This window comes from Mycobacterium sp. UM_11, assembly GCF_001414075.1.
Lineage (GTDB): Bacteria > Actinomycetota > Actinomycetes > Mycobacteriales > Mycobacteriaceae > Mycobacterium.
In genome coordinates this window covers 1-25,823 of record NZ_LATC01000075.1, presented here as the reverse complement: position 1 = coordinate 25,823, position 25,823 = coordinate 1, and the positions used below count along the sequence as shown (strand labels likewise).

At 68.1% G+C, this 25,823-nt stretch carries 26 protein-coding genes; 10 read left to right on the top strand and 16 right to left on the bottom strand.

Going from position 1 to position 25,823, the window contains the following annotated elements; genetic code table 11:
* Nucleotides 1-563 precede the first annotated feature (563 nt).
* Together WU80_RS17915 and WU80_RS17905 are read left to right on the top strand one after the other, a co-directional pair.
* A complete protein-coding gene (locus tag WU80_RS17915; RefSeq protein WP_055403273.1) occupies nt 564-1,340 on the top strand; it encodes a DUF4383 domain-containing protein in 777 nt (258 codons plus the stop codon).
* 454 nt (nt 1,341-1,794) lie between these two features.
* Nucleotides 1,795-2,739: a transglycosylase SLT domain-containing protein gene (locus WU80_RS17905; protein WP_055403275.1), complete on the top strand. Its 945-nt coding sequence runs from the start codon at nt 1,795-1,797 to the stop codon at nt 2,737-2,739.
* Between the two features lie 11 nt (nt 2,740-2,750).
* On the opposite strand, the gene WU80_RS17900 is transcribed toward WU80_RS17905, so the two are convergent.
* From WU80_RS17900 to WU80_RS17880, 5 genes are all read right to left on the bottom strand, one after another.
* The gene (locus WU80_RS17900; protein WP_055403276.1) at nt 2,751-2,990 is read right to left on the bottom strand and encodes a hypothetical protein; all 240 of its coding nucleotides are present in this window, start codon (nt 2,988-2,990) and stop codon (nt 2,751-2,753) included.
* Between the two features lie 97 nt (nt 2,991-3,087).
* Nucleotides 3,088-4,107 carry an MAP_0585 family protein gene (locus tag WU80_RS26425; RefSeq protein WP_055403277.1) on the bottom strand — a complete coding sequence of 340 codons (1,020 nt, stop codon included), beginning with the start codon at nt 4,105-4,107 and terminating at the stop codon, nt 3,088-3,090.
* Nucleotides 4,108-4,147: 40 nt separating this feature from the next.
* Nucleotides 4,148-4,612, bottom strand: a complete 465-nt coding sequence (locus tag WU80_RS17890; RefSeq protein ID WP_055403278.1) for a lipoprotein LpqH — start codon at nt 4,610-4,612, stop codon at nt 4,148-4,150.
* A gap of 141 nt (nt 4,613-4,753) precedes the next feature.
* Nucleotides 4,754-5,395 carry a S1 family peptidase gene (locus WU80_RS17885; protein ID WP_369808545.1) on the bottom strand — a complete coding sequence of 214 codons (642 nt, stop codon included), beginning with the start codon at nt 5,393-5,395 and terminating at the stop codon, nt 4,754-4,756.
* 173 nt (nt 5,396-5,568) lie between these two features.
* On the bottom strand, nt 5,569-6,435 hold the full coding sequence (locus tag WU80_RS17880; RefSeq protein ID WP_197281249.1) for an alpha/beta fold hydrolase: 867 nt from the start codon (nt 6,433-6,435) through the stop codon (nt 5,569-5,571).
* Nucleotides 6,436-6,497: 62 nt separating this feature from the next.
* Here WU80_RS17880 and WU80_RS17875 point away from each other — a divergent pair, with 62 nt between their 5' ends.
* Nucleotides 6,498-7,982, top strand: coding sequence for an amidase (locus WU80_RS17875; RefSeq protein ID WP_055403280.1), 1,485 nt, complete (start codon nt 6,498-6,500; stop codon nt 7,980-7,982).
* A gap of 1 nt (nt 7,983) precedes the next feature.
* Here WU80_RS17875 and WU80_RS26150 read toward each other — a convergent pair whose 3' ends face one another.
* A complete protein-coding gene (locus WU80_RS26150; RefSeq protein WP_197281245.1) occupies nt 7,984-8,154 on the bottom strand; it encodes a hypothetical protein in 171 nt (56 codons plus the stop codon).
* A gap of 234 nt (nt 8,155-8,388) precedes the next feature.
* On the opposite strand from WU80_RS26150, the gene WU80_RS17870 reads away from it, so the two are divergent.
* Entirely contained in the window at nt 8,389-9,879 is a 1,491-nt protein-coding gene (locus WU80_RS17870) for an FAD-dependent oxidoreductase (protein WP_055403281.1), read from the top strand.
* Between the two features lie 11 nt (nt 9,880-9,890).
* Here the strand turns inward: WU80_RS17870 and WU80_RS17865 are convergent, their stop codons facing one another.
* Nucleotides 9,891-11,039 (bottom strand): TDT family transporter, encoded by a 1,149-nt coding sequence (locus WU80_RS17865; protein WP_055403282.1) that lies wholly within the window; start codon nt 11,037-11,039, stop codon nt 9,891-9,893.
* Nucleotides 11,040-11,102: 63 nt separating this feature from the next.
* On the opposite strand from WU80_RS17865, the gene WU80_RS17860 reads away from it, so the two are divergent.
* Entirely contained in the window at nt 11,103-11,375 is a 273-nt protein-coding gene (locus WU80_RS17860) for a hypothetical protein (RefSeq protein WP_055403283.1), read from the top strand.
* A gap of 278 nt (nt 11,376-11,653) precedes the next feature.
* A complete protein-coding gene (locus tag WU80_RS17855) occupies nt 11,654-13,210 on the top strand; it encodes an LCP family protein (protein WP_156349546.1) in 1,557 nt (518 codons plus the stop codon).
* Nucleotides 13,211-13,377: 167 nt separating this feature from the next.
* Here WU80_RS17855 and WU80_RS17850 read toward each other — a convergent pair whose 3' ends face one another.
* Nucleotides 13,378-14,169 (bottom strand): SDR family NAD(P)-dependent oxidoreductase, encoded by a 792-nt coding sequence (locus WU80_RS17850; RefSeq protein ID WP_055403285.1) that lies wholly within the window; start codon nt 14,167-14,169, stop codon nt 13,378-13,380.
* A gap of 57 nt (nt 14,170-14,226) precedes the next feature.
* Here WU80_RS17850 and WU80_RS17845 point away from each other — a divergent pair, with 57 nt between their 5' ends.
* The gene (locus WU80_RS17845) at nt 14,227-15,120 is read left to right on the top strand and encodes an NAD(P)-dependent oxidoreductase (RefSeq protein ID WP_055403286.1); all 894 of its coding nucleotides are present in this window, start codon (nt 14,227-14,229) and stop codon (nt 15,118-15,120) included.
* Here WU80_RS17845 and WU80_RS17840 read toward each other — a convergent pair.
* Both WU80_RS17840 and WU80_RS17835 read right to left on the bottom strand, forming a co-directional pair.
* A complete protein-coding gene (locus WU80_RS17840) occupies nt 15,103-15,933 on the bottom strand; it encodes an SDR family oxidoreductase (RefSeq protein WP_055403287.1) in 831 nt (276 codons plus the stop codon). The genes WU80_RS17845 and WU80_RS17840 overlap by 18 nt on opposite strands.
* Before the next feature lie 89 nt (nt 15,934-16,022).
* A complete protein-coding gene (locus WU80_RS17835) occupies nt 16,023-16,946 on the bottom strand; it encodes an enoyl-CoA hydratase (protein ID WP_055403288.1) in 924 nt (307 codons plus the stop codon).
* A 149-nt stretch (nt 16,947-17,095) separates the two neighbouring features.
* On the opposite strand from WU80_RS17835, the gene WU80_RS25925 reads away from it, so the two are divergent.
* The 3 genes from WU80_RS25925 (at nt 17,096) to WU80_RS17825 (ending at nt 19,404) form a co-directional block, all read left to right on the top strand.
* Nucleotides 17,096-17,260, top strand: coding sequence for a hypothetical protein (locus WU80_RS25925; protein WP_156349547.1), 165 nt, complete (start codon nt 17,096-17,098; stop codon nt 17,258-17,260).
* Complete coding sequence (locus WU80_RS17830) at nt 17,261-18,742, top strand: trehalose-6-phosphate synthase (RefSeq protein WP_055403289.1); 1,482 nt, start codon at nt 17,261-17,263, stop codon at nt 18,740-18,742.
* 83 nt (nt 18,743-18,825) lie between these two features.
* On the top strand, nt 18,826-19,404 hold the full coding sequence (locus WU80_RS17825) for a hypothetical protein (protein ID WP_055403290.1): 579 nt from the start codon (nt 18,826-18,828) through the stop codon (nt 19,402-19,404).
* A 12-nt stretch (nt 19,405-19,416) separates the two neighbouring features.
* On the opposite strand, the gene WU80_RS17820 is transcribed toward WU80_RS17825, so the two are convergent.
* The 6 genes from WU80_RS17820 to WU80_RS17795 form a co-directional block, all read right to left on the bottom strand.
* Nucleotides 19,417-19,908, bottom strand: a complete 492-nt coding sequence (locus WU80_RS17820; RefSeq protein ID WP_055403291.1) for a mammalian cell entry protein — start codon at nt 19,906-19,908, stop codon at nt 19,417-19,419.
* The gene (locus WU80_RS17815) at nt 19,908-20,597 is read right to left on the bottom strand and encodes a mammalian cell entry protein (protein WP_156349548.1); all 690 of its coding nucleotides are present in this window, start codon (nt 20,595-20,597) and stop codon (nt 19,908-19,910) included. The genes WU80_RS17820 and WU80_RS17815 overlap by 1 nt, the downstream gene beginning before the upstream one ends.
* Nucleotides 20,597-22,321 carry a virulence factor Mce family protein gene (locus WU80_RS17810; RefSeq protein WP_055403292.1) on the bottom strand — a complete coding sequence of 575 codons (1,725 nt, stop codon included), beginning with the start codon at nt 22,319-22,321 and terminating at the stop codon, nt 20,597-20,599. Before WU80_RS17810 ends, WU80_RS17815 begins: the two co-directional genes overlap by 1 nt.
* Before the next feature lie 13 nt (nt 22,322-22,334).
* Complete coding sequence (locus WU80_RS17805; protein ID WP_055403293.1) at nt 22,335-23,492, bottom strand: MCE family protein; 1,158 nt, start codon at nt 23,490-23,492, stop codon at nt 22,335-22,337.
* A complete protein-coding gene (locus WU80_RS17800; protein ID WP_055403294.1) occupies nt 23,493-24,932 on the bottom strand; it encodes a virulence factor Mce family protein in 1,440 nt (479 codons plus the stop codon).
* Nucleotides 24,929-25,823, bottom strand: an 895-nt coding sequence (locus WU80_RS17795) for an MCE family protein (RefSeq protein WP_055405801.1), incomplete at its 5' end; no start/stop codon positions are given. The genes WU80_RS17800 and WU80_RS17795, both read right to left, overlap by 4 nt.

Below are 25,823 nucleotides of genomic sequence, written 5' to 3'. Positions count from 1 at the left end.
GACCTGTACATCACGATCAACGATCCCGCCCAAGCCGCTCCATACACCGAAGCGGGTTTGATCGTCCACACCTGACGCGGCCGCGATGTCACGTTGCGGCGGCGTCAGATCCCCGCGCAGATATTCACGAAGGGGATGGGCGCGCAAACGCTGACCCACACGTGCGGCTGGGGACCATTCCACGCCGGCGGCGGAGGCGGCGGTGGGGGCGGTGGCGGCGCTTCCGGCGGCGGCGGAGCCGCCTGCGCGAGCACCACGCAGGTATTCGACGGCGCGTCATAAACGGTGCCTGCCCCACATTCGGCGGCTCTACTCACCGCCGGCGAAAGGGACGTGGTCGCGATGGCCAGACCGATTACGGCTGGGCCGATGAGTGCGAAATGATTAGCCATGGTGAGCACCGCCAATCTCCGTGCAGGGAGATCGTATCCCCGTCAGGGTTGCTGCGGAAGGGCTATTTGACGCACGTTTGGCGGGCCGGCGGACCCAAGAACCGCATGCGTAGGGCCGGCCGCAGCGGGTAGCCGATATCAAAGACTTGCCGCTCACTCTGGAGGTCCGCGATGCCGGTTACGGCGGGGCCCGTTCCCGGGCTGACGTCGGGTTTGCGCAGGGTCCCGACGGACCCGGGACGTTTCCGCACCGGGCGTTGGTGGCTGCTCGCCGAGGGCGTGTTGGTGAGCGCGTTCGGCGTCGCCGGGCTGCTTTCGGCTGCACTGCATCCGCACGCCGGCCCGACCGGCGTCCCCGTTCTCGGCCTGGCGTCGGCTCCGGCGCACAGCGCGATACTGCTGGCGCTCGGAGTGCTGGCCATCGCGGCCGTCGCCAAACGCCGTGCGGCCGTGGCGGTTACGGCGTTGAGTGCCGTGGGCTACACGCTGTTGTTGTTTTTCAGCAGTGTCGCCACCGCGCGCACGACGCCGACGCCGCTGGGGTTCCACGCAGCCGACATCGTCCTGCACGGCGTCCTCGCGGTGGTCAACCTGGCCCTGCTGTTGTGGCTGATTCCCGACGAGTTGGGTGACAAGGCCTGGGTGCCGCGCCGGGGACGCGACCGCGACCAGCCGCAGTCCGCGGCCGCCGGAGCGGTTCTCGAGCGGGAGGCCGCATCACCGAGCGCGGCTTCACCGACGGTGCCGCCCGAGCCGGAGATGGGAACCCTTGACAGCAACCCCGGGCCAACCATCCCGCCGCCCGACGTTGCCTCCCCCTCCCAGAAGGTCAGCGAGTCAACCCCATTGGGGCACTCCGCGACGCGGCGTTCGAAGGGCGTCACGCCCGCGGTCTTGGTGATGGTGGTGCTTGTCGTCGGCATCATCATCTGGATGCGCCGCCGCTGAAACTACTGCTCGGGTGATGGTGGAGCGGGGTTGGGCGGGGGGCCGTCCGGCGGCGGCGGTGGAGCGGGCGACCGATGCGTGCAGTCCGGCACGTAAATCAACACGCCGCCGACCATGGTCCAACCGATCGCGCACCCGGGCGGCAACTGCGGGCGAGTATCCGGTGCGCCGAAAAGCGCCATGACCGTCGCCGCGATCATCACCGGGCCGATAAGGCGACGGGCGAAATTCGAGTCCGCCCGGCCCGAAGTTCGACGAATCACGGTTCGTCTGGCGGTGCATTCGCGGTCGGGCATGTAACTGTTCCACTCTGCTGGGAAGCCGATCCTCCAGTGTGAAATAGCCTGCGGCCGCCCGCAACTCGAAACGGCATTCGCCAGGGGCGGTTACGGCATTGCCGTCGAGGCCGTCGATGCGAAAGACTGTTCACGGCAACTCGACGAAAGAGAACCTAGTGAGCCGTAACCGTGCCGCCGCGGCGCCGCTCGTCGGCGCGGTCGTATTCGCGGCCGTCGCCTGCTCGGCGTCGACCGCCAAGCCCGCCGCGACCGGTTCAACCGCGGTCACCGCGTCCGCCACCCCCGCCGCGTCGAGAACCCTTGCGGCGGCGCCGAATCCACCCCTTGGCGCGCAGCCCCAGCTGGCGTCCGACCCGGCGCAAGTGGCCGACGACCTCGTCGCCGACGAACGCGCGCTGCGCGACCCGTCGACCCCCGAGCCCGCCTTGTCGGCGGCGGCGCACCGCGAGCAGGCCGCCTACCGGGCCATCGGGCGGCACCCCGAATGGGACTCCATCACCCGGCCGCGGATCCCGTCGGAACTCGTGGACGTCTACGACCGCAACCTCGATGCCCGACGACAACTGCAGTCGATGACCCCCGCGAAAAACGCGCTGCCCCCGTGGCGGATCGACCCGCCGATCGCCGCCGACGAGCTGATGAGCGACTACCACGCGGCGGAAGCGGAGACCGGTGTCGGCTGGAACTACCTGGCCGCGATCAACCTCGTCGAGACCCGATTCGGCAGCATCAACGGCGTGAGCACGGCCGGCGCGCAAGGGCCCATGCAGTTCCTGCCGTCGACGTTCGCCACCTACGGCCAGGGCGGCGACATCAATTCCCCGCGCGACAGCATCATGGCCGCGGGCCGATTCCTCGCCGCCAACGGCTTTGCCAATGACCGCGCGCACGCCATCTACGGGTACAACCACGCCCACGCCTACGTGCAGGCGGTCGACCAGTACGCCGCGCTGATCGGGAGCGATCCCGCCGCGTTCCCCACCTACTACCGGTGGGACGTCTACTACGTCACCACTGCCGGCGATGTGTTGTTGCCCGTCGGCTACGCCGCATCGTCACCGATCCCGGTCGAGGACTACCTGGCGACCCATCCGCAGTAGGCCCACCCGGGTCACAGGTACTTCAGGGCGATGTCCTGCAGGTGCGATCGCACGTCTTGACCGGTGGCCCTCTCCAGCTTGATCCCGAGCTCACCGGCAAGGTTGACGAAGCCCATCAACAGCATGATCTCGCCGTCGGGCTCGTCGATCACGTTCTCGACGAGCCGGGTCCACGCGAATTCGTTGCCGCTGTCGGACGTCCAAGCCGTCATCACGTCGATGGCTCGGCGGACGTTCTCTCGCACATCCATTCCCGGAGCCTGCCACGACCGCGGGATCGCCGCCCGGCAACGGGCGCAACCGGCTACGGCGGCTGCGCCCGTCGGCGGCTCGGTTCGGACCGGCCCGTCAGTACAGCGGAACCCAGACTCCCATGTACCAGAAGCCCCAACCGCCGAACTGCCAGTTGAAAACCGGTATGGCGGTGTAGGTCTCGTACTGGAACGGCCCGAAATCGGCCTGTGCGAGAACGACGTCACGCTGCGGCCCGGACCACGGGCGGTTCCAGCCGCCGGGAGGCGGCGGGCCGTCCCAGCCCCCCGGGGGCGGTGCGCCCACCCAGTGTGGCGGCGGGTGGCCGGGAGCCGGACCGTCGTTCCAGCCGTGGCCTCGCGGCGGCGGCGGTGGGGGCGCCCCGTGGTCGACGACGCTGAAGCCCGCCCGCGCATCGCCGGGCCCGCCTATTTGGGCGTTCCCACTGACGTACGTGCCGCGCGGAATGTAGGGCGGGTGCGCAGGCTGCGTGCTTGGTGGGTTGAGCGCTTGCCGGCTCTGCGGCGGCGGGTTTTGCCCGTTCGCCGGCGCGTTGGTCTGTCCGCCCGGCGGGTTCTGCCCGTGCTCACCCGGCGGCTGGTTGTTCGGGCCGCCCTGCTGGGGGCCCTGGTCGTTCGGTCCCGGCGAGTTCTGCGGGCCCTGTTGGGGATTGTTCTGACCGCCCTGCTGCTGGGGGTTGTTCTGCCCACCGGGTCCGCCCTGCTGACCGCTCGGTCCACCCTGCTGGCCGCCGGGTCCGCCCTGCTGACCGCTCGGTCCACCCTGCTGGCCGCTCGGTCCACCCTGCTGGCCGCCGGGTCCGCCCTGCTGACCGCTCGGTCCGCCCTGCTGCCCGCCGGGTCCGCCCTGCTGCCCGCCGGGTCCGCCCTGCTGACCGCCGGGTCCGCTGTGCGTGCCGCCGGGCCCACCGGGGTTCCCCCCGCCGCCTCCGCCGCCGGGGTTGCCCCCGCCACCGCCTCCGCCGCCACCACCGTGGCAGCCGGGGCACGGCGGCGCGGGGTCGAGCGGGGCCGCGAAGGCCGAACCCGCGTTCAATGCGACCGCGGAGAAGCTCAGCCCGGCCGCGACCGCCGCCGCACTGACGACACGTTTCATAGACATAGCTGCGTCCCCTCTTGCCTGTCGATCGCCCGCACTATGGGCAGGTCACGTTTAACTCGAATGACTTGGTCACCGCCTGCGGCTGCTGTGGGTTGCTCATGTCGAGCCCGGTCGCGGTGCCCTTGATTGCGTAGGTCTTTCCGTTCACCGCGGCTCCGGCGTTGCCGCCCTGGTTGGGAGCCGCGTCGGAAAAGCCGAGCGTGATCCCGTTTACGCCGCCGAGTCCGACGGAGTGCACGATCGGCGGGGTGGCGTTGCTGACCACGGCGCCGACTCCGGCCGTCGGGTCACCGATGCCGATGTTGGTGTTGTCGCCCGCCTGGGCGCAGGTGACCTGGCCGCTGACGTTCTGCGCCTGACCGTCGACGATGACCTGCGGGCCGGACGTCGACGGCGAAGAGCCGGACGAGCCCGTGTTGGACTTGTTGCTCGAGCAGCCGGCGCAAGCCGCGGCCACCACGGCCACGCCCGCCACGCCGACGACGATCCCACGCTTCACTAATGCTCTCCTTCGTGTCGCTGGTGTCGCACTGCACAACTCATTGGCCTCGTCAACCTAGCGAGTCCCGATCGATACCGCGGGCGTGGGTACCCGCTCGCAGGGTGTGGCAAACGCTGAGTTACGCTCGGCCGCCTGCCGTCAGGGCAGGACGTGTAAACCCCACCTGCCCAGCAGCGGATCGATGAGCGTGAAGTAGGTCGTGTAGTCGTCCCCGTCGGGTGATGACATCAACAGACCGACCGCACTGACGGTGCCGTCCGAGTTCTTCACGAAACCCGGGCTGCCGCTGTCGCCGTTGAGGCTGTACACGCTGGCTTCGACGACGCCGCCGTCGACATGCTTGACCACACCACAGGTCTCACCTGTGACGGCACCCAATTTGCAGAACGGCATCCCCTGATGAATCTGGCCCGCGCTCAACACATCCCGGACCTCATACGTTCCACCGACATGTCCGAATGGCGCTCCGACGCTCGGGTCGAGGAGGATGATCGCGGCGTCCTTCGTGTCGCCTTCCTTTTCGCTGGCGGTGATTCTCCCTAGCGGAACGTCATTTCCGTACGTCCACAACGAACCATCGTGGGCGTCACAGTGGCCACTGGTCATCAGGTAATAGCTGCCGTCGTTGCCCTGTGCCGCGAAACCCGCCGTGCACGAGCTGTTTTCGTCGTCCACCTTGATGCCCGGGGTAACGCTTCCATCCGCTCGCGCCGGATTCGCCAACATCGTCGCGGCGACGAACACGGCACCGACCAATCCCAACCCTGGCAACCACCGCATGGCCACGCCGCCTCTCTTGATGTGTCGGGCAGCATGCTAACAGCGCGAGCAGCGTTGGGCCGCCCGAAGGGCAAGTCCCGACCGCCGGCCGAACGCAAGCGAATTGACGTGAGCGACAGAACGTTTAGCGAATGCCCTGTCGGACAAGGGCTTTCGCGCAAAAACCAGCCGGATCAGCCGGCGACGTGGCGGGCAAGGAAACTCAGCACCGCGTCGGCGAAAATGTCGTTGCGATCGCCGGCGACCATGTGCCCCGCCCCGCGCACGTCGGTGAACTCGACCTGCGGGAAGCGGGCCAGGAACTCGTCGGCGCGTTCCTGGCTGACCAGATCACTCATCTGGCCCCGAACCAACAACATCGGCACGCGATCGCTCAAGATCGCCTCGACGGCCGCGTGCATGCGGTCGGGGTCGGTGACTTCGAAGGGCGGATACGCCGCCGTCCCGCTGATGAACTGGGGGTCCCAGTGCCAGTACCAGCGATCGCCACGGCGGCGCAGATTTGTGGTCAGGCCGTCGAGGTCGGTTGGCCGGGGCCGGTGCGGGTTGTACTCGGCGATCGCGTCGGCGACCTCGTCAAGCGAGGCAAACCCCGATTCCACCCGATCGGACATGAAGGCATGAATCCGATTCGCCCCGGACTGGTCCATGTTCGGCACGATGTCCACCAACACGACCGCGCTGGCGATGCCCGGCGAAAGCTCCCCCGCCAACAGCATCGAGGTGAACCCGCCCAACGAGGCGCCGACCAGCACCGGTTGTGCGGGCAGCGCGCCGAGCACCTCCTGAACGTCGCGGGCGAAACTGACGACGCGGTAGTCGCCCTCGTCGGACCAGTCGGACTCGCCGTGCCCGCGCAGGTCGACGGTGACGGCTTGCCAACCCCGCCGGGCCACGGCGGCGGCGGCCTTGCCCCACGACCGGCGGGTCTGCCCGCCGCCGTGCAGGAACACCACCGCCCGCGCCTGCGGATCGCCCAGCCGGTCGGCGACGATGCGCACGCCGCCGGGCCCCTGGATCGAGAACGGTTCAACTGCCATGGGCATCAGGTGATACTAAGCCGCTTCAATACGATGCAGCGGGGCGTCCAGAGGAGAAACCGATGCATCTTGACGAGTACATGACCTTGGACGCGACCGCGTTGGCCGAGCTCGTCGAGCGCAAGCAGGTCACGCCGGCCGAACTTCTCGCGTTGGCACGCCAGCGAGCGGACGCGGTGAACCCCCGGCTGAACGCGATCGTCAGACGCCTCGGCGAGGTGGCGGACACCCGGGCCGCCGACCCGAACCTGCGCGGCCCGTTCGCCGGTGTGCCATTCGTGATCAAAGACCTCGCCCAGGAGTACCGCGGCTTTCCCACCTCGAGCGGTTCCCGGTCACTGGCCAACGACGTGGCCGACCGGCATGCCCTGGTGACGCAGCGGTTCCTCGACGCGGGGTTGGTGATCTTCGCGATGACCAACACTCCGGAGTTCGGCGCCAAGGGCGTCACGGAATCCGATTACTGGGGCCCCGCGCGCAACCCGTGGAACACCGCGCACACACCCGGCGGCTCCTCGGGCGGCTCCGGTGCGGCGGTCGCTGCCGGGATCGTGCCGGCGGCCGGGGCCAACGACGGTGGCGGATCGATCCGCATCCCCGCCGCCTGCAACGGGCTCGTCGGCCTGAAGTTCAGCCGCGGGCTGTCACCGTACGGGCCGCAGACCGGCGAGCCGATGTTCGGGATGGTGACCCAGGGCGTAGTGTCCCGCACCGTGCGCGACAGCGCCGCGCTCTGCGACGCGCTCGTCGGCCGCGATCCGCACGCCGCGTACGAAGTCGCGCTTCCGCCAATGGCTTTCACCGAGCACATCCGGCGTCGCCCCGCCGCGCTGCGGATCGGGTACTCGTGGTCCTCGGCCATCAACCCCAACCCGGACCGGGAGGCCGTCGCCGCGGTGGAACGCGCGGCGACACTCCTTGCCGAACTGGGGCACCACGTCGAGCAGGTCGCGCCCCCGTACGACGACGACGCCCTGGCACGCGACTTCCTGACGATCTGGTTCGCTCAGCTGTATCAACACGTCGCCGACGCCAAACAGCGCACCGGGGCCCGGGACCGAGATTTCGAGGCGGACACGCTGGCCGTGAGCGAATTGGCCAGGGCCACCGGTGTTTTGCCGCCCATCTTCGCGTTGGAAAACCGCAACAACCACATCCGGTCGCTGGCGACCTTCCACGAAAGCTTTGACTGCTTGCTGACCCCCACCCTGGCCGCCCCACCCCTGCGGATCGGCGCCACCGCGACGTCGCGCCCGCTCCAACGGCTGGCGAGGGCGGCCAGTAGGCTGCGGGCGGGAAAAGCATTGGCGCGCAGTGGGATCCTCGACCAGTTGATTCGCGAGAACTTGGGCTGGGTGCCGTACACGCAGCTCGCGAACATCACCGGGCGCCCCGCGATCAGCGTGCCGCTGCATTGGACGGACGCCGGGCTTCCCCTCGGCGTGCAGTTGGTGGGGCGGTTGGGCGCCGACGGCGACCTCCTGCAGCTGGCGGCCCAGCTGGAGGAAGCCAGCCCGTGGGCGCACCGGTATCCGGCGCCCGCGTGACTTATGTCCCGTGCCCGTCCGCCGGGTGATCGCCTCGCCACAACCGGGCGAACCGCTTGGCGACGTCGCCAAGCCTGGTCCCCGCTCGTTGAGAAGCCTTGATCCTGCCCAGAGTCTGCTTCCCCTCCGCGGCGTAGTCCTTGACGGTTTCGTCGCCTTCCTCGGCACGCATCCTTAACCTCCGGTCCTAATCAAGCGGCTGGGCCGCTCGCGCGTCTCGTTGGTCGTTCAGCCCTCCCGATCGGCTCACGGTTGCCTACCCGTCACCCCCGGGGATCAAAACGCCTAGGACCGGGACGGCCTGACTTCGCCTTCGTTCAACGGGAGAAGTCGCAAACTTCACCCGGCCACCTTGAAGAGCGCGTACAGTTCCCCGGTCGAACGTCTGGCGGCGAGGAGGACAACGATGTCCCAGCACGAAGCCGATTTCTGTGTCGTGGGCGCGGGATACGCCGGACTGACCGCGGCCTACCGCCTTCATCAAGCAGGGCACTCGGTCGCGGTGCTCGAAGCCGCGCCGCGCATCGGTGGTCGCACCTGGAGCGCACACCTCTCGGACGGCACGCTGTTCGAGATCGGCGGCCAGTGGGTGGGGGACGAGGAGGCGCAGCCCGACGTCCGACGGCTCATGGACGAACTCGGCGTCGAAGTGTATGCGCAGTACGACCGCGGCAAGACCGTGTTTGTGGACTCCTCGCACAAGGTCCACACGTATGACGCCCACGATTCCAACCCCTTGAAGGCGCTGCCGCCGATTGCCATGGCCGCCAAATTGGATTTGGGCAAGGCCATCCTCAGCATGGAGAAGATGTCGGAGGTCGTTAATCCCCAGGCGCCGTGGGACGACGTCAAATTCCCGTTCACCGTGACTCTTGGAGCGAGCACGACCCGCGAAGCGGATCAGATGACCGTCCAGTCCTGGTTCGACTTGAACGTGCTCACCAGGGATGCCAGGGCGCTGCTGGGAGCGGCGATAGTCGGATACACCGGCGTCGAACTCGGCGCATGTTCCTTGCTGCATTGGCTTTTCGTGCTCAAGACCTACCGGAGCAAGCTTTTCAACATGAGCGGCCAGGCTCCGGGGCAGGCGCAGCAATACCGCGTCCGCGGTGGGATGCAGCAGATGGCGGATCGAATCGTGGCCAAGCTGGGCCCGGGCGCCGTGCATGTGGATGCGCCGGTCCACCACATCGCCCAGGACGCCGACGGTGTCACGGTCAGCGCGGACAGCCTCAGAGTGCGAGCGCGGCGCGTCGTCGTCGCGACGAACATCTCGATGACCAACTTCATTCGCTTCGATCCGATCCTGCCGCCCGACCGCGCGCAGCTGCAGCACCGCGTGCCGACGGGTTCGTTCTGGAAGATCTGGCTCTGTTATGACGAAGCGTTCTGGCGCAAGCAAGGTTTGGTGGGCGAATCCATCTCCATCTATCCGGGCGACTACAGTCCCAACGCGCGGGAATGCGGGTTTGACGAGAGCAGTGAGAAGCCCGGCCTGATGGGCGTTTTCGTCGCCGGCGACAAAGCCCGCGACTTCAATCGTCTGACCCGCGCCGAGCGCAGGGCACAGATATTGAAGGAGATGTCGCACCGCTTCGGCTCGGACGGTGAGCATCTGTCCGAAACGATCACGTTCCCGGCGGTCATGCCGCAGAACCCCGAGCCGGATTCCTATTTCGAGTTCAACTGGTCGATGGACGAGTGGACGCGCGGGGATTTCGCGGGCTGCATGGGGCCGGGGGTCTGGACGGGTGCCGGATTCGGGCCGGCAGTACGCGAGCCGGTGGGCCGCCTCCATTGGGCGGGCGTGGACACGGCCACCTATCCGTACCATTGTGTAAGCGGCGCAGCGCAATCGGGCGAGCGCGCGGCCAACGAGGTGCTTGCGGCGGATTGAGCCCGCCGCCGTTAGGACACCGGTTCCTTGCCGACCTTCACCGGCGCGGTGCTGGGCGGCACCTTGAGCAGGTTGCCGCGCAGGCTGCCCCGCGCGGTGCGGACGGCCACCAACAGCCAGGTGAACAACAGCCCCGCATACGCGATGGCCGCGGCCACCCGAAACGCCGGCAGATGAGTGTGGCCGGCGAGCTGCGAGGTTCCGGTGACGAAGGTTCCGACCGGGAAGGTCAGGCTCCACCACGTCAGGGCGAAGGGCATGCCGCGCCGCAGCGTGCGCACGGTCAGCGCGGTGGCCAGCGCGATCCACAACACCGCGAAGCCCCACACCGGAACCCCGTAGAGGATCGCGAAGGTGTTCAGGTCCTCCGCCACCGCGGGGTCGACGGCGGGGCCGGCGCTGGCACCCAAAAGCCCTGCGGCGGTGATGGATTGGCCGAGCGGTCCCAGCACGATCCACAGCGTGGGCACCCGAGCCGAGCCCGACGTGCCGTACAGCGTCAGGCGCGCCCAGATCATCGCGATGATGTTCAGGGAAGCCAGCAGCGACAGCCCGAACATCGCATAGCAGCCGAAGAGCATGGTTTCGCGACCGGTGCCAGCCGCCATGTGCGGCAGCAGCAGGGCTCCGGTGGCCGCGGCCACCATGGGCGGCACCACCGGCATCAGCCACCCGCCGAAGGCCGCGTCGGGGCCCACGCTGTGCTGGGTGAACATCAAATACGGGATGCTCACCGCGGTGAACAGCCCGCCCAGCGTTCCCCCGGTCCACAACACCCAGTCCAGGTCGACGACTACGCGCTCACCCAAGAGATCCCGGCCGACGAGCACCGCCCCCGCGCCGACCGTCATCAGCGCCATCGGCGCGGCGCCGTAAAAGTGCGCCATCTGCGGATTGCGCGCATGCGTGCGCGCCACGGTTGGGTGCCGCAGCCAATGCCCCCCGACCAGGACGATCAGCGCCACGAGCAGCACGCCGGCGATCACCCAGACGGTTTGCGCGAATGCGCGCAAACCCACCACGTGCACCGGCAGCGTGGCGCCGGCGACGGCCACGATCCCGGTGCCCATCACCGACGCGAACCAGTTGGGTCCGATGTTGCCCAGTACTTCGACCCGGGTCTGCGGCGACGCCGCGCCGTCCGGATTTGCAGTGGCCATCGCTGAGAAACCCTACTGCGCCGCACCGATTCGGGCGGGTACGCCGCATACACTCCAGCGGTGATGCATCCGGCACCAACGACGAGGCGGGCATTCAACAGGCTTCCGCTGATGATCGGGATTGCGGTGGTGGTGGCGCTCGCCGTTCTCGCCATACCCGTCAAGCAACGATGCGGAGCGCCGGGCCTGTCGTGCGCGACGGCGGTCGACCGCCAGGGCAACGTGCACTACTACTACGAGGTCGAGCCACTCGGTGTGTACTTCGCCGAGATCCTGACGGGATCGAACATCACCATTTTCTACGATTCCGGCGAGGACCTGGTCAAAGCCCGCTAGCCGTCGTATCGGCTCGATAACGAGTTCGAGTCGGTCTGGCGGGCGATGTGACCTAGTCGAAACCACCGCGCGACGCCGATACGAGAATGCGCTGGTCAGGCGCGAATTTCCGCCGTGAATCCGCGGTTGGCCCGCGGCATGCGCCCGGCCCGCGGCGCTTTTTCGATTGGGGGCTTCACAGCAAGCTAACGCATACTTGACACCATGCTGGAAGCGACATCGCCGCAAACCGCCGTTGCGGTGCCCGGCGATGCGCTGGGTCCGGGCAGAGTTTTGTGATGGCCCGCTCGGGCGGTGCCCATCGCCGTCATCGAGCCGTCCGTCAACCCTCACGTTTCCGCAAGGGGCTGACGCGCACCTTGGGCGCGCTGGTCTCGGTTGCGGCGATCGGTCTGACCGGGGCGGGGTACTACGTGGCCCACGGCGCGCTGGGCGGCATCACCGTTTCCGACGCCCTGCGCCCCGACGACCCGCGGTCCACCGGCGACGACATGAACATCCTGCTGATCGGGCTGGACTCCCGCAAGGACCAGGACGGCAACGACCTGCCCTGGTCGATCCTCAAGCATCTGCACGCCGGCGATTCCGACGACGGCGGGTACAACACCAACACGCTGATCCTGGTCCACGTCAGCGCAGACAACAAAGTGGTGGCCTTCTCCATCCCCCGCGACGACTGGGTGCCCTTCACCGGGGTGCCCGGATACAACCACATCAAGATCAAGGAGGCGTACGGGCTCACCAAGCAGTACGTCGCGAACAAGCTCGCCAATCAGGGCGGCGTCAGCCAGAAGGAACTCGAGACCAAGGGCCGTGAGGCCGGCCGCGCCGCCACCCTGCGCGCGGTGCGCAACCTGACCGGCGTCCCGATCGACTATTTCGCCGAGGTCAACCTGGCCGGGTTCTACGACCTGGCGCAAACCCTCGGCGGGGTGGAAGTCTGCCTCAACCATCCCGTCTACGACTCGTACTCCGGCGCGGACTTCCCGGCCGGGCGACAGACGCTGGACGCGTCCCAGGCCCTGTCCTTCGTCCGGCAGCGCCACGGCCTGGAAAACGGGGACCTGGACCGCACCCACCGGCAGCAGGCGTTCATCTCGTCGGTCATGCAGGAGCTGCAGGCCGCGGGCACCTTCACCAACCTGGACAAGCTCAAGAGCCTCATGGCGGTGGCGCGCAAGGACGTGGTGCTGTCGGGCGGTTGGGACGAGGAGATGATCCAGCGCCTGGGTTCGCTGGCCTCCAGCGGCAACGTCGAGTTCCGGACGCTGCCGGTGGTGCGCTACGACAACATCGACGGCCAGGACGTCAACATCATCGACCCGGCCGCGATCAAGGCCGAGGTGGCCGCCGCGATCGGCGCCTCACCGACGACCACGGCGCCCGCCACCACGGCCGCCAAGCCGAGCCCGTCGACCGTCGTCGACGTGGTCAACGCCGGCAGCATGAGCGGACTCGCGAGCGAGGTGGCCCGCGCGCTGAAAAACCACGGCTACACGACGGGCCAGACCCGCGACCGCAATTCGGGCGAACCCACCGCCAGCACGGTCGCATACGGCGCCGGGGCGGAGACCGACGCGGGCAACGTGGCCAAACTGCTCGGCCTCGACGCGCCTAGCCATCCCGATCCCACTGTCCAGCCCGGCCACATCAGGGTGACCGTCGATACCAACTTCTCGGTGTCGATGGTCGACGACGGCACGACGGACGAAAGCGCCAGCACCACAACGTCAAGCAAGGCCAAGACCTACTACTACAACGGCACCACCACGACCTATCCGACGCCCGATCAGGGGAAGCCGATCGACGGCGGCGGCGTGCCGTGCGTTAACTAGCAGCGGCGATCGCGAGCGCGGCGAAGCCGGGCGAAGCGGGTCGCCGCCATCGGGACCAGCGGCGATCGCGAGCGCGGCGAAGCCGGGCGAAGCGGGTCGCCGCCATCGGAACCAGCGGCGATCGCGAGCGCGGCGAAGCCGGGCGAAGCGGGTCGCCGCCATCGGGGCTACGCGTGCGTCCCGCCGTCGATGCGGATCTCGGTGCCGGTGATGAACGCGCCGTCCTCGGACACCAGCATCGCGATCACCCCGGCCACCACGGACGGGTCGGCCATCCCGGTGCCGCTGGATTCCACCGTGGTCGGCAGGATCGGCATCAGCCTCGAAAAGAGCGCCCAGTCAGCGTCTTTCGGGATGTATCCGCCCGTTGCGTCGGTGATCCCGGACTTGATGCTGCCCGGCGCCACGCACACCGCGCGCAGCCCATCGCGGGCGTATTCGAGCGCCAGCGAATGAGTGAACGCCTGGATTCCGCCCTTGCTCGCCGCGTACGCCGACATGTAGGGGTGGGCGAAAGAGGCCGAGGTCGAACTGAAGTTGACGATCGAGCTGCGCCGATTCGCCAGTAGCGTCGGAAGCGCTTCCCGCACAACGAGAAACGTGCCGGTCAGGTTGACGCCGACGATCTGGTTCCACAGTTCCAGGGTGGTCTCGTGGGTGTGGGCGGCGCGCAGGATGCCGGCGGCGTTGACCAATGCGTCCAAGCCGTCGAGCTTTTCGACGGCGAGGCACACGCCGTCGATCACCGAGTCCTCGTTGCCCACGTCCATCGGCATGGTGGTGAGGCGGTCGGCGGTGCCGACCTCCTGCGCGCGGCCGCGCGTGGCGACCAGGCCGCCCTCCGCGACGTCGGAGGCCACCACGGTGGCGCCCTCGTCGAGGAGCCGCAGGGCGGTCGCCTGCCCGATCCCCGACGCCGCGCCGGTCACCAGGACCCGCTGGCCCTCGAGTCGCTTCATCTGCCGCTCCCGTCACTAGGCGTGCCCATCATCGTAGGGAGCGGGCACAGTGGAGGCATGGACATCGGATTCATCGGCCTGGGCAACATGGGCGGGGGCATGGCCGCCAACCTGCTGAAGGCGGGCCACCGCGTCACCGTCTACAACCGCTCCCCCGAAAAGGCGGAGGCGCTCGTCCAGGCCGGCGCGTCCGCGGCGGGCACCGTCGCCGACGCGTGCAACGCCGAGGTCGTGTTCACCATGCTGGCCGACGACCGGGCCGTCGAGGGCGTGGCCTTTGGCGAGGGCGGCATCGTCGCTTCGCTGGCGCCCGGCGCGACGCACGTCTCGTCGAGCACCATCAGCGTCGCCCTCTCGGAGCGCCTGGCGGCCGCGCACGCCGATGCCGGCCAGCGGTTCGTCGCGGCGCCGGTGTTCGGCAGGCCCGAGGCGGCCGCGGCCGCAAAGCTTTTCGTGGTCGCGGCGGGGGAGCCGCAGGTGCTGCAGCCGTTGAGCCCGCTGTTCGACGCGATCGGGCAGCGCACCTTCGTGGTGTCCGAGCAACCGCACACCGCTAACCTGGTGAAGCTGAGCGGCAACTTCCTGATCGCTTCGGTGATCGAAAGCCTCAGCGAAGCCGTCGCGCTGGTCGCCAAGGCCGGGGTCGACAGGCAGCAGTACGTGGACATCCTCACCTCGACGTTGTTCTCCGCGCCCGCCTACCAGACCTACGGCGGGTTGATCGCGCGACGGCAATTCGAGCCGGCCGGCTTCGCCGCGCGGCTGGGCCTCAAGGACGTTCGCCTGGCCCTCGCCGCCGCGGAACAGCTGGAAGTGCCGCTGCCGGTAGCCAGCCTGCTCCGCGACCGCTTCCTGACGCTGGTGGCGACGGGCGGCGGGCAGCTGGACTGGTCGGCGCTGGCCACGCTCGCCGAGCGCGACGCCGGCCTGACTTCAGACGACCCCGCGTAGCGCGTCGGCGCCGAACGCGGGTTCCAGCATCGCGGAGAAGTCCGGGCCGCGGCGCAAGATGTGGCCGCCATCGACGTTGATGCACTGGCCGGTGATCCAGGCGGCGGCGTCGCTGAGCAGGAACATGGCCAGGTTGGCGACGTCTTCGACCTCACCGACGCGCGGCAGCGGCGTGCAGGCGCTGTAGTCGGCGCTCAGCTCCGGTGAATCCGTAATGGCCGTCACCAGATCCGTGCGGATCAGACCTGGGCGGACGCTGTTGACCCGCACCCAGGACGGGCCCAGCTCGTCGGCCGCCAGCATCATCAGGTGGTCGACCGCCGACTTGGTGACCCCGTACGCGCCGAACCAGCGATGGGTGTTGCTCGCCGCGATCGACGAGATGCCCACGAAGGAGCCGCCCCCGCCGCTCACCAACTCGCGGGCCGTGTGCTTGAGCACGTACATGGTGCCGTTGACGTTGAGGTCGACCGTCCGCCGCCAGGCCTCGGAGTCGACCTGCGTGATCGGGCCGATCGTTTCGGACCCGCCCGCACAGTGCACCGCGCCGTGCAGGCGACCATGCCATGCCGTCGCGGCGTCGACCGCGCGGGCGGCCTCCTCCTCGTTGGTGATGTCGGCCGGCTCGTAGCGGATGGAGCCGGCACCCGGCAGCGCTTCGATCTCGCTGACGGCGCCCGCCAGCCGGTCGGGGTTGCGGCCCACGATCATGACCGAGGCGCCGGCCGCGACCAGTCCGGCCGCCACTCCCTTGCCGATTCCGCTACCGCCGCCGGTGACCAGATATGTCCGGTTTTCGAAAGAAAGCTGCACGCAACGCCCTCTCAACTGAAACAGGTTCTAGATATCGAACCACGCGGAGGACTGCCCGCGGCAACGGGTACCGCACACCGCCGGCGAGGCTACGGCGTATCGCGGCGGGCCACCTGCGTCGGCTTCGCGGTGCGCCAGTCTTCGACGTCGGGCGGCAGACCGACCGCGTACCGGTTCTCGTTGTGGGCGGCCCAATGTGCGTGCCCCAGCTCGTGGATGTGGAAGGCGTGACGCAGCGCCTCGGTGAATCCCATTGCGTCGGAGGCGGCGTTGACCGAGTCCTTCACCAGCAGGGCCGCCATCGTGGGCCGGTCGGCGATGCGTCGCGCGAATTCCAGTGTCTTTTCGGCCAGCTCGTCGACCGGGAACACCTTGGACACCATGCCGAGCCGGTAGGCCTCATCGGCGTCGAGCGAATCACCGGTCAGCAGCAGCTCCTTGGCCTTGCGCGGGCCGAATTCCCAAGGGTGCGCGTAATATTCGACGCCCGGCATGCCCAAGCGCACCGCGACCACATCGCTGAACTTGGCGTTGTCGGCCGCCACGATCAGATCGCACGCCCAGATCAACATCAGGCCCGCGGAGATCGCATTGCCCTGCACCTGGGCGATGGTGATCTTGCGTAAGTCCCGCCAACGGCAGGTGTTCTGGAAGAAGTAGTGCCACTCCTGCAGGTAGATCTTCTCCGCGATGGGATCGCGGGTCCCGCCGTTGATGCGGAAGCTGGGCAGCTGGCTGCGCTCGGCGATCGCCAGCTCGGAGCCCAAGTCATGGCCGGCGGAGAAGTTGCGGCCGCGCGCGGCCAGAATCACCACGCGCACGGTGTCGTCGGCCTCGGCACGCAGAAACGCCTCGTCCAGCTGGATCAGCAGGCCGCGGCTTTGCGCGTTGTGGGCGTCGGGCCGGTTGAGCCAGATCCGCGCGATGCGGCCCTCGTCGAGGGTTTCGTAGCTCACCAACTCTTCGGCATCGGCGCTGCCCGGCTGGGCACCGGCTTGCTCTGAGAGTGTCATGCGGCCCACCTCACTCGTTGTCAGGTCCGACGTCGTTACACATTACGGCCAGTGTGTAAGCGGGTCACCGGTGGGTGGCCGAGCCGGGAGGAACTCGAAGATCAAGTCCTCAGCCACCCGCGCATCCCCGCATCACCTACAGTTAAGTCATGGCCACGAAATCTGACCCTGCCGAGATCGGCGACGTCGAACCGGTTGCCGACAGCACGGCCAGCCAGGCCAGGCGAGTCGTCGCGGCGTACGCCACCGATGCCGACGAGTGCCGCGTTTTCCTGTCCATGCTCGGCATTGGGCCCGCAAAACTCGACGCGTAAATGACTCCCGGGGACCGGCACGACTCGAAGACGCCGACCTTCGGGAATTCCGACTTCGTGGTGGTCGCCAACCGGCTGCCGGTGGACCAGGAACGGCTCCCCGACGGCACCAAGGCGTGGAAGCGCAGCCCGGGCGGCCTGGTGACGGCGCTGGAGCCGCTGCTGCGCCGCAGGCGTGGCGCGTGGGTGGGCTGGGCGGGCATCGCCGAGGAGGAGCCCGATTTCGACGACGAGCCCATCGTCCAGGAGGACCTCGAGCTTCGCCCGGTGCGGCTGAGCACCGACGACATCGCGCAGTACTACGAGGGATTCTCGAACGCCACGCTGTGGCCGCTCTACCACGACGTCATCGTTAAGCCGATCTACCACCGCGAGTGGTGGGAACGCTACGTCGAGGTAAACCGGCGCTTCGCCGAAGCCACCTCCCGCGCCGCCGCCCGCGGCGCGACCGTGTGGGTGCAGGATTACCAGCTGCAGCTGGTCCCCAAGATGCTGCGGGAGCTGCGGCCCGACCTGACCATCGGCTTCTTCCTGCACATCCCCTTCCCGCCGGTGGAACTGTTCATGCAGCTGCCGTGGCGCACCGAGATCGTCGAGGGGTTGCTCGGCGCCGACCTGGTCGGTTTCCACCTGGCCGGGGGCGCCCAGAACTTCCTGATCCTGTCCCGCCGGTTGATCGGCGCCAACACCTCCCGCGGATCGGTCGGGGTGCGCTCGCGGTACGGCGAGGTCGACCTCGGCTCGCGCATCGTCCGCGTGGGCGCGTTTCCCATTTCCATCGATTCGGGCTCGCTCGACCAGGCCGCCCGCGACCGCGACGTCAGGCGCCGCGCCCGGGAGATCCGGGCGGAGCTGGGCAACCCCCGCAAGGTGCTGCTCGGCGTCGACCGGCTCGACTACACCAAGGGCATCGACGTCCGGCTCAAGGCCTTCTCGGAGCTGCTGGCGGAGGGCCGCGCCAAGCGCGACGACACCGTGCTGGTTCAGCTCGCGACGCCCAGCCGCGAACGCGTCGAGAGCTACCAGATTCTGCGCAACGACATCGAACGCCAAGTGGGCCACATCAACGGCGAGTACGCGGAGGTGGGCCATCCGGTGGTGCATTACCTACACCGCCCGGTCCCCCGCAACGAATTGATCGCCTTCTTCGTGGCCGCCGACGTCATGCTGGTCACCCCGCTGCGGGACGGCATGAACCTGGTGGCCAAGGAATACGTCGCCTGCCGAAGCGATCTCGGCGGCGCGCTGGTGCTGTCCGAATTCACCGGCGCCGCATCGGAACTCCGGCAGGCCTATCTGGTCAACCCGCACGACCTGGACGGGGTCAAGGACGCGATCGAAGCCGCGCTCAACCAGCCCGCCGAGGAGGGCAGGCGCCGGATGCGGGCGATGCGGCGCCAGGTGCTCGCCCATGACGTCGACCGTTGGGCGCGGTCATTCCTGGACGCGCTGGCGGAGCCGCGCCCGCCGGACGCCACCTGAGCCCGCAAACCCATGGTGTTGGCGCGCAAACGCTGTGATACTCGATGCATCGGTGAAGGGGAAGGCCCGGAAGGGAGGGCACCGTGAAGCTCCGTCGCGGGCTGGCCGCTGGCGCCGGCATATTCTCGGCCGTCGCCATCGGAATTGCTTTGGACTCCGGTGACCCGGCCCACGCGGTCGGTCCGCCGCCGGACGGCACCTACACCTTGAACGAGGCTGGTGCGTCTGGCGTGACTTGGACGATCTCGGCGCTGTGCGACCAGCCGAACGGAACCCGGAACCTGAACGACTACTCAGATCCGATCGTGTGGGCGATGAACTGCGCCCTGAACATCGTGAGCTCTACGAACGAACAGATCAGCGCCGCGGACAAGTTGCAGAACTTCAGCGGCCGGGCCCGGATGTCCAGCATGCTGTGGACCTTCAAGGTGGATAAGGCGAACGGCGTGTCATGTCCCGGCGGCGGCACCGCGCCGACCACCGAGACCTACGCATTCAGCGATGAAACACTCACCGGCACCCACACGATCCTGCACGGCGCCGTCTGCGGGCTGCAGCCCGACATGAAGAAGCAGCCGTTCTCGCTGACGCTCAACGGACCCCCGCCCAGCCCGGTGCAGCGTTACCCGTTGCGATGCAACGAGATCGCGATCTGCTTCTGATACCCGCTTCGGCTAGATCGGTGTGATGTAGTTGATCAGCCACTGCTTGCCGATCTTCTTGAAGTCCACCCGCAACCGGCTGCCGTCGTAGAGCGGCTGGCGCGTTTTGTCCGTCACCGTGCGGTTCATGTAGACCATCAGTGATGCCGAATCACGTTTGGCGGTCATCACACCCACGCCCACCACGCTGGCCTGGACCACCACCTCACGCTTCTTGGCCTCCGGAATGATCTGCGCGTTGGCGCTTTTCCGGAATTCCTGGCGATAGTCGGGGGTCAACAATGGATACGCGTCGCTGAGGCTGCGTTCCACCGTCTGGTAGTCGTAGGCGAAGACCTCGGGAATCTCCTTGGTGGCCAAGCCCGGTAGCACCGCTCGCGCCGCCTGTTCGCCGCGCGTCTGCACCCGGCCCCAGTAGAACCAGCCGGCCGCCACGGACAACCCGACGAACACCGCAATCAGGAGGTAGCCCGCGACGACGAGCAGCAAGCGCCGCCAGCGCATCAATTACCCCCGTTGGGATACTTCAGGTCGTAACCCGTCATCCGGCCCTGCTCGTCCTCGTGCACGATCACCCGCAGGCGATACGGCATGGACGGCTTGTTCACGCCGTCGATGTCGGCGACCGTGACGCGAACCGAAACGAGCACGGACGCGTTGTCGGTGACGGTGTCGATGCCCTCCAGGGCGGCGCCGTTGATGACGGCCTCCGACGTCGCGTTGGTGGAGCGGAATATGCCCTTGAGGTTCTCGATGTTGTTGTTGGCGCCCAGCATTCCGCGCAGCGGCCCGCTGGTGCCGTTGTAGAAGCGGTTCACGCTCTCGTCGATGTTGTCCTGTTTGTAGCTGAACATGTTGACCACCGTCTGGGTGGCGGTGTCGACGAACCGTTGCTCGCGCGCCTGTTGCGCAGTGGCATGCCGTTGCTGGACGACGAGCACGGCCACGCAAGCGGCCAGGGCGCCGATCGCCAACAGCGCCGCCGCGAACGAGATCGCCGCCACCAGCGTTCGGTGCGGGCGCCGCCGCGGTGGCGGCTTGACCGACTTGAGGGTCTTGACGGGCTTGGCCGCCGTCGTCGGCGCGGCCTCCACCTGCACGGTGGGGGCCTGACTCGAGTCGCCTTTGGCGGGGCCCGCCGCGCGCGAGGCGCGACGACGAGCGCGCACACCGGCCGTTGGCTCGTCTGCCACTACATCGGCCTCGGATCAAGCATCAGGTCCACCCAATTCTCGGCGCTGGACGCGCCGCTAGCACCGGCCGCGAAAATACCAGTGCCCCCGGCTGGGTCCTTGAACGCGCCGGTCCGCTCGTCATAGGTGGCGTACGCCGGCCCGCTGGCCTGCGGCTGCGACGCCCCCGGCGGCGGTCCCCACGGCTTCTCCGGTCCCGGGCCCGCCGGCGGTGGGTTGATCCCCTCCGGCGGCGCCGGGGGCGGCAGCCACTTCGGGTACGGAAGCTGGGGCGGCACCGGAGGCACGCCCGGCGGCATCCACGCCGGGTTGCCGGGCGGCGGCGGCCTGTCGTTCGGCGGCGGCGGGTCGTACGCCGGCTGGTGCGGCGCCGGTCCCGGCCCGGGGACGACACCTGGGGGCGGCGGCCCGACGATCGGAATACCCGGATCGGGATCGGCACCCGGGGGGATGTACGGGAACTTGTTGGGCGGCAGGGTGTTCAGCCCGTTGGTGACCGGGGTGTCGTAGGGCACCGGCGGGCCTCGCCACGGGTTACGGCCAACGGGCACATAGCCTTTCGGGTCGCGGCAGAGCTGAACCGTCGGCGCCCGTTTGCCCGGGAACTCCTGACACGGATAGTTGCGGGCGCCGCGCACGGTGCTCGGATCGTTCTGGGCCACCTTGCAGTACATGTCCCTCGGCAGTTCGCGCACGGTCTCGTCGGCCGGGGTGCGCATCAGCGGCGGAGGGAGGAAGCCGACGGCGCACGGCGGCGGGTCGTTGAGGTCGAGCTTGAAGTCGAGCTTGGCGCCCTCGTCCTGGGGCGTGCCGCCGGCGGCCGTGGTGATCGCGGCGAACAGCGCCGGCAGCACCACCAGCAGCTGCTCGATCGATTTGTGGTAGATCACGCCGACCCGGCCCAGGTTTGCCAGGCTGGCCGCCAGCGCCGGGAAGGACGGCCGGATGCCGGAGAACGCCGTGCTGGCCTCGTCGGTCGCCCCCGGGGCGGTGGCCAGCGTCGAGCGCAGCTGCGGGTCGGCCTGGCGCACCTCCGAGGTGAACCGCGCCAACCCGTCCGACAGCGTCTTGATGTCCGCGCCGGCCCGGATCTGCGCCTCCAGGAACGGCCCGGCCTGGTCGATCAACTGGGAGGCTTGCGGATAATTCGCGTTGGCCTCGTCCACCAGCAATCGGGCGGACTCGAACAGCCGCGCCAACTCGGGGCCCGACCCATTGGTCGCCATGAACGTCTCGTGCAATAGCTCGCGCAGCCGGGTGTCGCCCAGGCTGTTGGTCAGCGCCTCCGCCCGCTTCAACAGGTCGGCGACGTCCTGGCCGATCCTGGTGTTCTGCCGGTCGATACGGGACCCGTTGCGCAGCTTGGTCGTTGCCGGTGTGCTCGGCGGCACCAGGTCGATGTACTGCTCACCTACGGCCGACACGCTCTTGACCGTGGCGGTGACGTTCGACGGGATCGGTGTCCCGCTGTTCAGCCGCATCGCGGCGGTGACGCCGGTGGGGTTGAGGTCCACCGACTCCACGCGACCGACGGCGACGCCGCGATAGGTGACGTTGGCGTTCTTGTACAGTCCGCCGCCCGCGACGAAATCCGCGCTGACGCCGTAGGTGCCGATGCCGAACGTGGCGGGCAGACGCAGATAGAAGATTGCCATGATCGTCAGGGTGATCGCGGTGATCACCGCGAAGATCCAGAGTTGGATCCTGGTCAGTTTGTCATGCATCCGCTTCCGCCCCCTACTGTCCTGAAGCCGTGCCGGGCGGAATCTTGAACGGATCGGCCGCCTGTCCGGACAGGTTGGCCATCTCGCCGACCAAAAAGTCCGGCGGGTTGAGGACCTCGCTCATGTGCATCATGTTCGGATCGAGTGCGTACGACGTGGTGAAGAACGTCTCGCCGAGGCGGCGCAAGGTCAGGTCGAAGGTCGTGAACACGTTCAGGTAGTCGCCGCGCACCGCGTTCTTGATGCCGAAGTTGGGGAACGGGAAGGTCAGCAGCAGCTGCAGCGAGGTGACGAAGTTCTTCCGGTTGTCGTTGAGCGCCTTGGCCGCCGCGTACAGATCCTTGAGGTCGGCGGCGAAGTCGACCTTGGTCTTGGCCAGGATGTGCGAGGTGACATTCGCCAGCTTGTGCAGCGCGCTGAACGCCTCGACGATGTGGTCGCGGTTCTTGTTGAGCACCCGGATCGCGTCGGGCAGCGTGTCCAGCGCCCGGCCGAGGTTGTCCTTGTCGCGCGCCAGGCTCGCCGAGAATCGGTTGAGCCCGTCGACCGCGTCGATGATGTCGTTGACCTGCCGGTTGAGTCCCGCGGTAAGTTCCGCCAGCCGCGGGACCAGGTCGACGAACTGGTCCTGGTGGCCCGCGAAAGCCTGGTAGGTCTCGTCGGTGATCTCTTCCAGCGCACCCACATTGCCCTTGTTCACCACGACGCCGAGGGCCGACAGCACTTCCTCGGTGGTGGGATAGCGGCCGGTGTGGGATTCGGAAATCTTCGACCCGTCGGTCAGTCGGCCGACCGCCGGCTTGTCCTTCGGGCGGACCAGGTCGATGTGCATCGAACCCAACAGCGACGTCTGCGCGACCGTCGCCGTCGAATTGGCCGGCAGCACGACGTTCTTGTCCAACGCCAATTTCACTGCGGCATAGAAGGACCCGTCGGCACGCTGCATCGCCTGAATGCCGGCGACGCTGCCGACGGTGACGTCGTCCACCATGACCGGCGAGTTCTGCGGCAGCGTCGCCACGTCGGGCAGGTCGACCGTGATGGAGAAGGCGCCGGCGCCATGACCGGCGGTGCCCGGCATCGACAGCGAATTCAACCCGCTGAATTGGCACCCGGCCAGCAACGCGCTGCCCGCCGCTAAAGCGCCGCCCCGCAACCACATTCGGTTCATTTAGCCGCCCCCCTGGTCCGCAGCCGGCGGCGTCGCCTGGCCCGGCGGTGGGCCCGGTAGGGGTCCGAAGGCGCTCCCCGGCGTCGGCCCGGGCGCGGGACCGGCGTTGCCCAGGGCCGGCCCGGGGGCCGGGGCGGCACCCGTCTGCGGGGCCGTCGGAACCAGCAAGGCCTGCAGGTCCGCCGGGTTCTGGGCGGCGGGCGGCGCCTTGCCACCGTTGGCGGGGATCCAGGTCAGCTCGGGGACCGGGGTCGCCGACTTCGCCTGGGTTTCCGGGGTGTCGTAGACGATCTGACCCTTGTAGGCCGTGATCGTGTTGAGCGGGTGGAACATGATCGGCGGGTAGTTCACGGTGAGCCGGCGCAGCACCGGACCCAGCCGCTCACGGCACAATTCGGCGCGCCGGAAATAGTCGGGCGCGCGCGGCCCGGCCGCCGTTTCGAAGGACCCACCGCAGATGAACTGCACCGGGTTGGAGAATTCCGGGATGGACAACAGGCCGTTGAGCGTGCCCTGCGCGGGGTCATAGATGTTGTAGAAGTTCGCGATGCCGGGGCCCGCCACGTGCAGCACCTGCTCGATGTTGTCGCTCTGGTCGCTCAGGGTCTTCGCAAAGTCGTTGAGGTTGTTGACCGTTTCGATGATGGTCGAGTTGTTCTCGTGCAAGAACCCGCGGATGTCGGACAGCGCCTGGTTGAGCGTGCCCAGGGTCGTGTCGAGGTGCCGGGAGCTGTCGGCGAGCACCTGGGAGACCGAGGCGACGTTTCCGGCGAACTGCACGATCTGTTCGTTGCTGGCGGACAGTGCGTTCACCAAAACCTGAAGGTTCTTGACCGTGCCGAAGATGTCGCTGCGCGAATCCCCCAGCCGCCCAGCGGCTTGCGAGAGTTCACGCAATGCGTTGTGGAAAGATTCGCCGTTGCCGTTGAGGGTGTCCGCGGCCTGGTTGATCGCGCGACCCAGGGGCCCCTGCATCGATCCCGTGGTGGGGCCGAGCTGTACGGCAAGTTTGGTCAGCGACTCCTTGACCTCGTCCCACTCCACCGGGACCCCGGTGTGGCCCAGGCCGATGCTGCCGCCGTCGGGCAGCACCGCCCCGCCGGTGTACGCCGGTGTCAGTTGAATGAACCGGGCGGCCACCAGGTTCGGCGACATGATGATCGCCTTGGCGTCCTTCGGGATCTTGACGTCCTTGTTCACCGCCATGGTGATCTTGACGTCGGAGGGACGCGGTTCGATCGTGCTGATGGTGCCGACCGGCACTCCGAGCACGCGGACCTGGTCACCGGGATACAGGCCGACGGCCGACGTGAAGTAACCCACGATGGGGCGCGAATTGCCGGTCGAGGACAGCACATACACGCCACCCACCAACACCGCGATGAGCGCGATGGCGGTGGTGTAGCGCAGCCCCCGGCTGCCGGCGATCCGCTTCATCATGGCGACTTCGGCCTAATGATCCAGCGCTCTTGGATGAGGCCGCGCAGGTAATCGGCGAGGCTGGCGGGCATCTTGCCCGGCTGGTAGAAGAAGTCGAACATCGTCGCGATCAGCGGTGCCGGCAACACACCGTAGACGTTGACGTTGAAGCCCGGTCCGGACCCGACGACCTCGCCCAGCTCGGTGGCGTAGGTGGGCAGCCGTTTGAGGGCCTCCGCGATGTAGTCGCGGCGCTCGTTGAGATTGCTCAGCACGTCGTTGAGCTTGTTCAGTGCCGGACCGAACTCCTTGCGGTTGTCGTTGACGAACCCGGAGATCTGCGCGGAGAGACCTTGGATCCCCCCGATCAGTCGCCCGAGGGCCGCACGCCGCTCGTCGAGCGCGGCGAACAACGCGTTGCCGTCGTCGACGAGCTTGTTGACCTGGTCGGCGCGTTGCGCAAGCACACCGGTCACCGACTTCGCATGCGCCAGCAGGCTTTGCAGCGCCTCGTCACGGTGGTTGAGGGTGCGCGACAGCGTCGTCACGCCGTCGAGCGCACCGCGCAGTTCGGGGGTGGCGTCGTGCAGCGTGTCGGTCAACACGTTGAGGGCCTGCTCGAACTGCGGCTTGTTCAGGTTGTCGGCGTTCTGGCCCAGATCCTCGAGCGCGCCGGCGAGCGTGTAAGGCGTGGTGGTGCGGCTGAGCGGGATCGTGGTCCCCCTGCCGCTGCCCGCCGGGGTCACCGAGATCGAGCGCTCACCGAGGATGGTGTCGGTGCGGATCGCGGCAAGCGACTGATCACCCACGGCGACATGGCGATCCACGCTGAAGCTGATCTTGGCGCTGTCGCCCGCCAGCCCGACCGACGTCACCTTTCCGACCTTCAGGCCCTGTCTCTTATACACATCT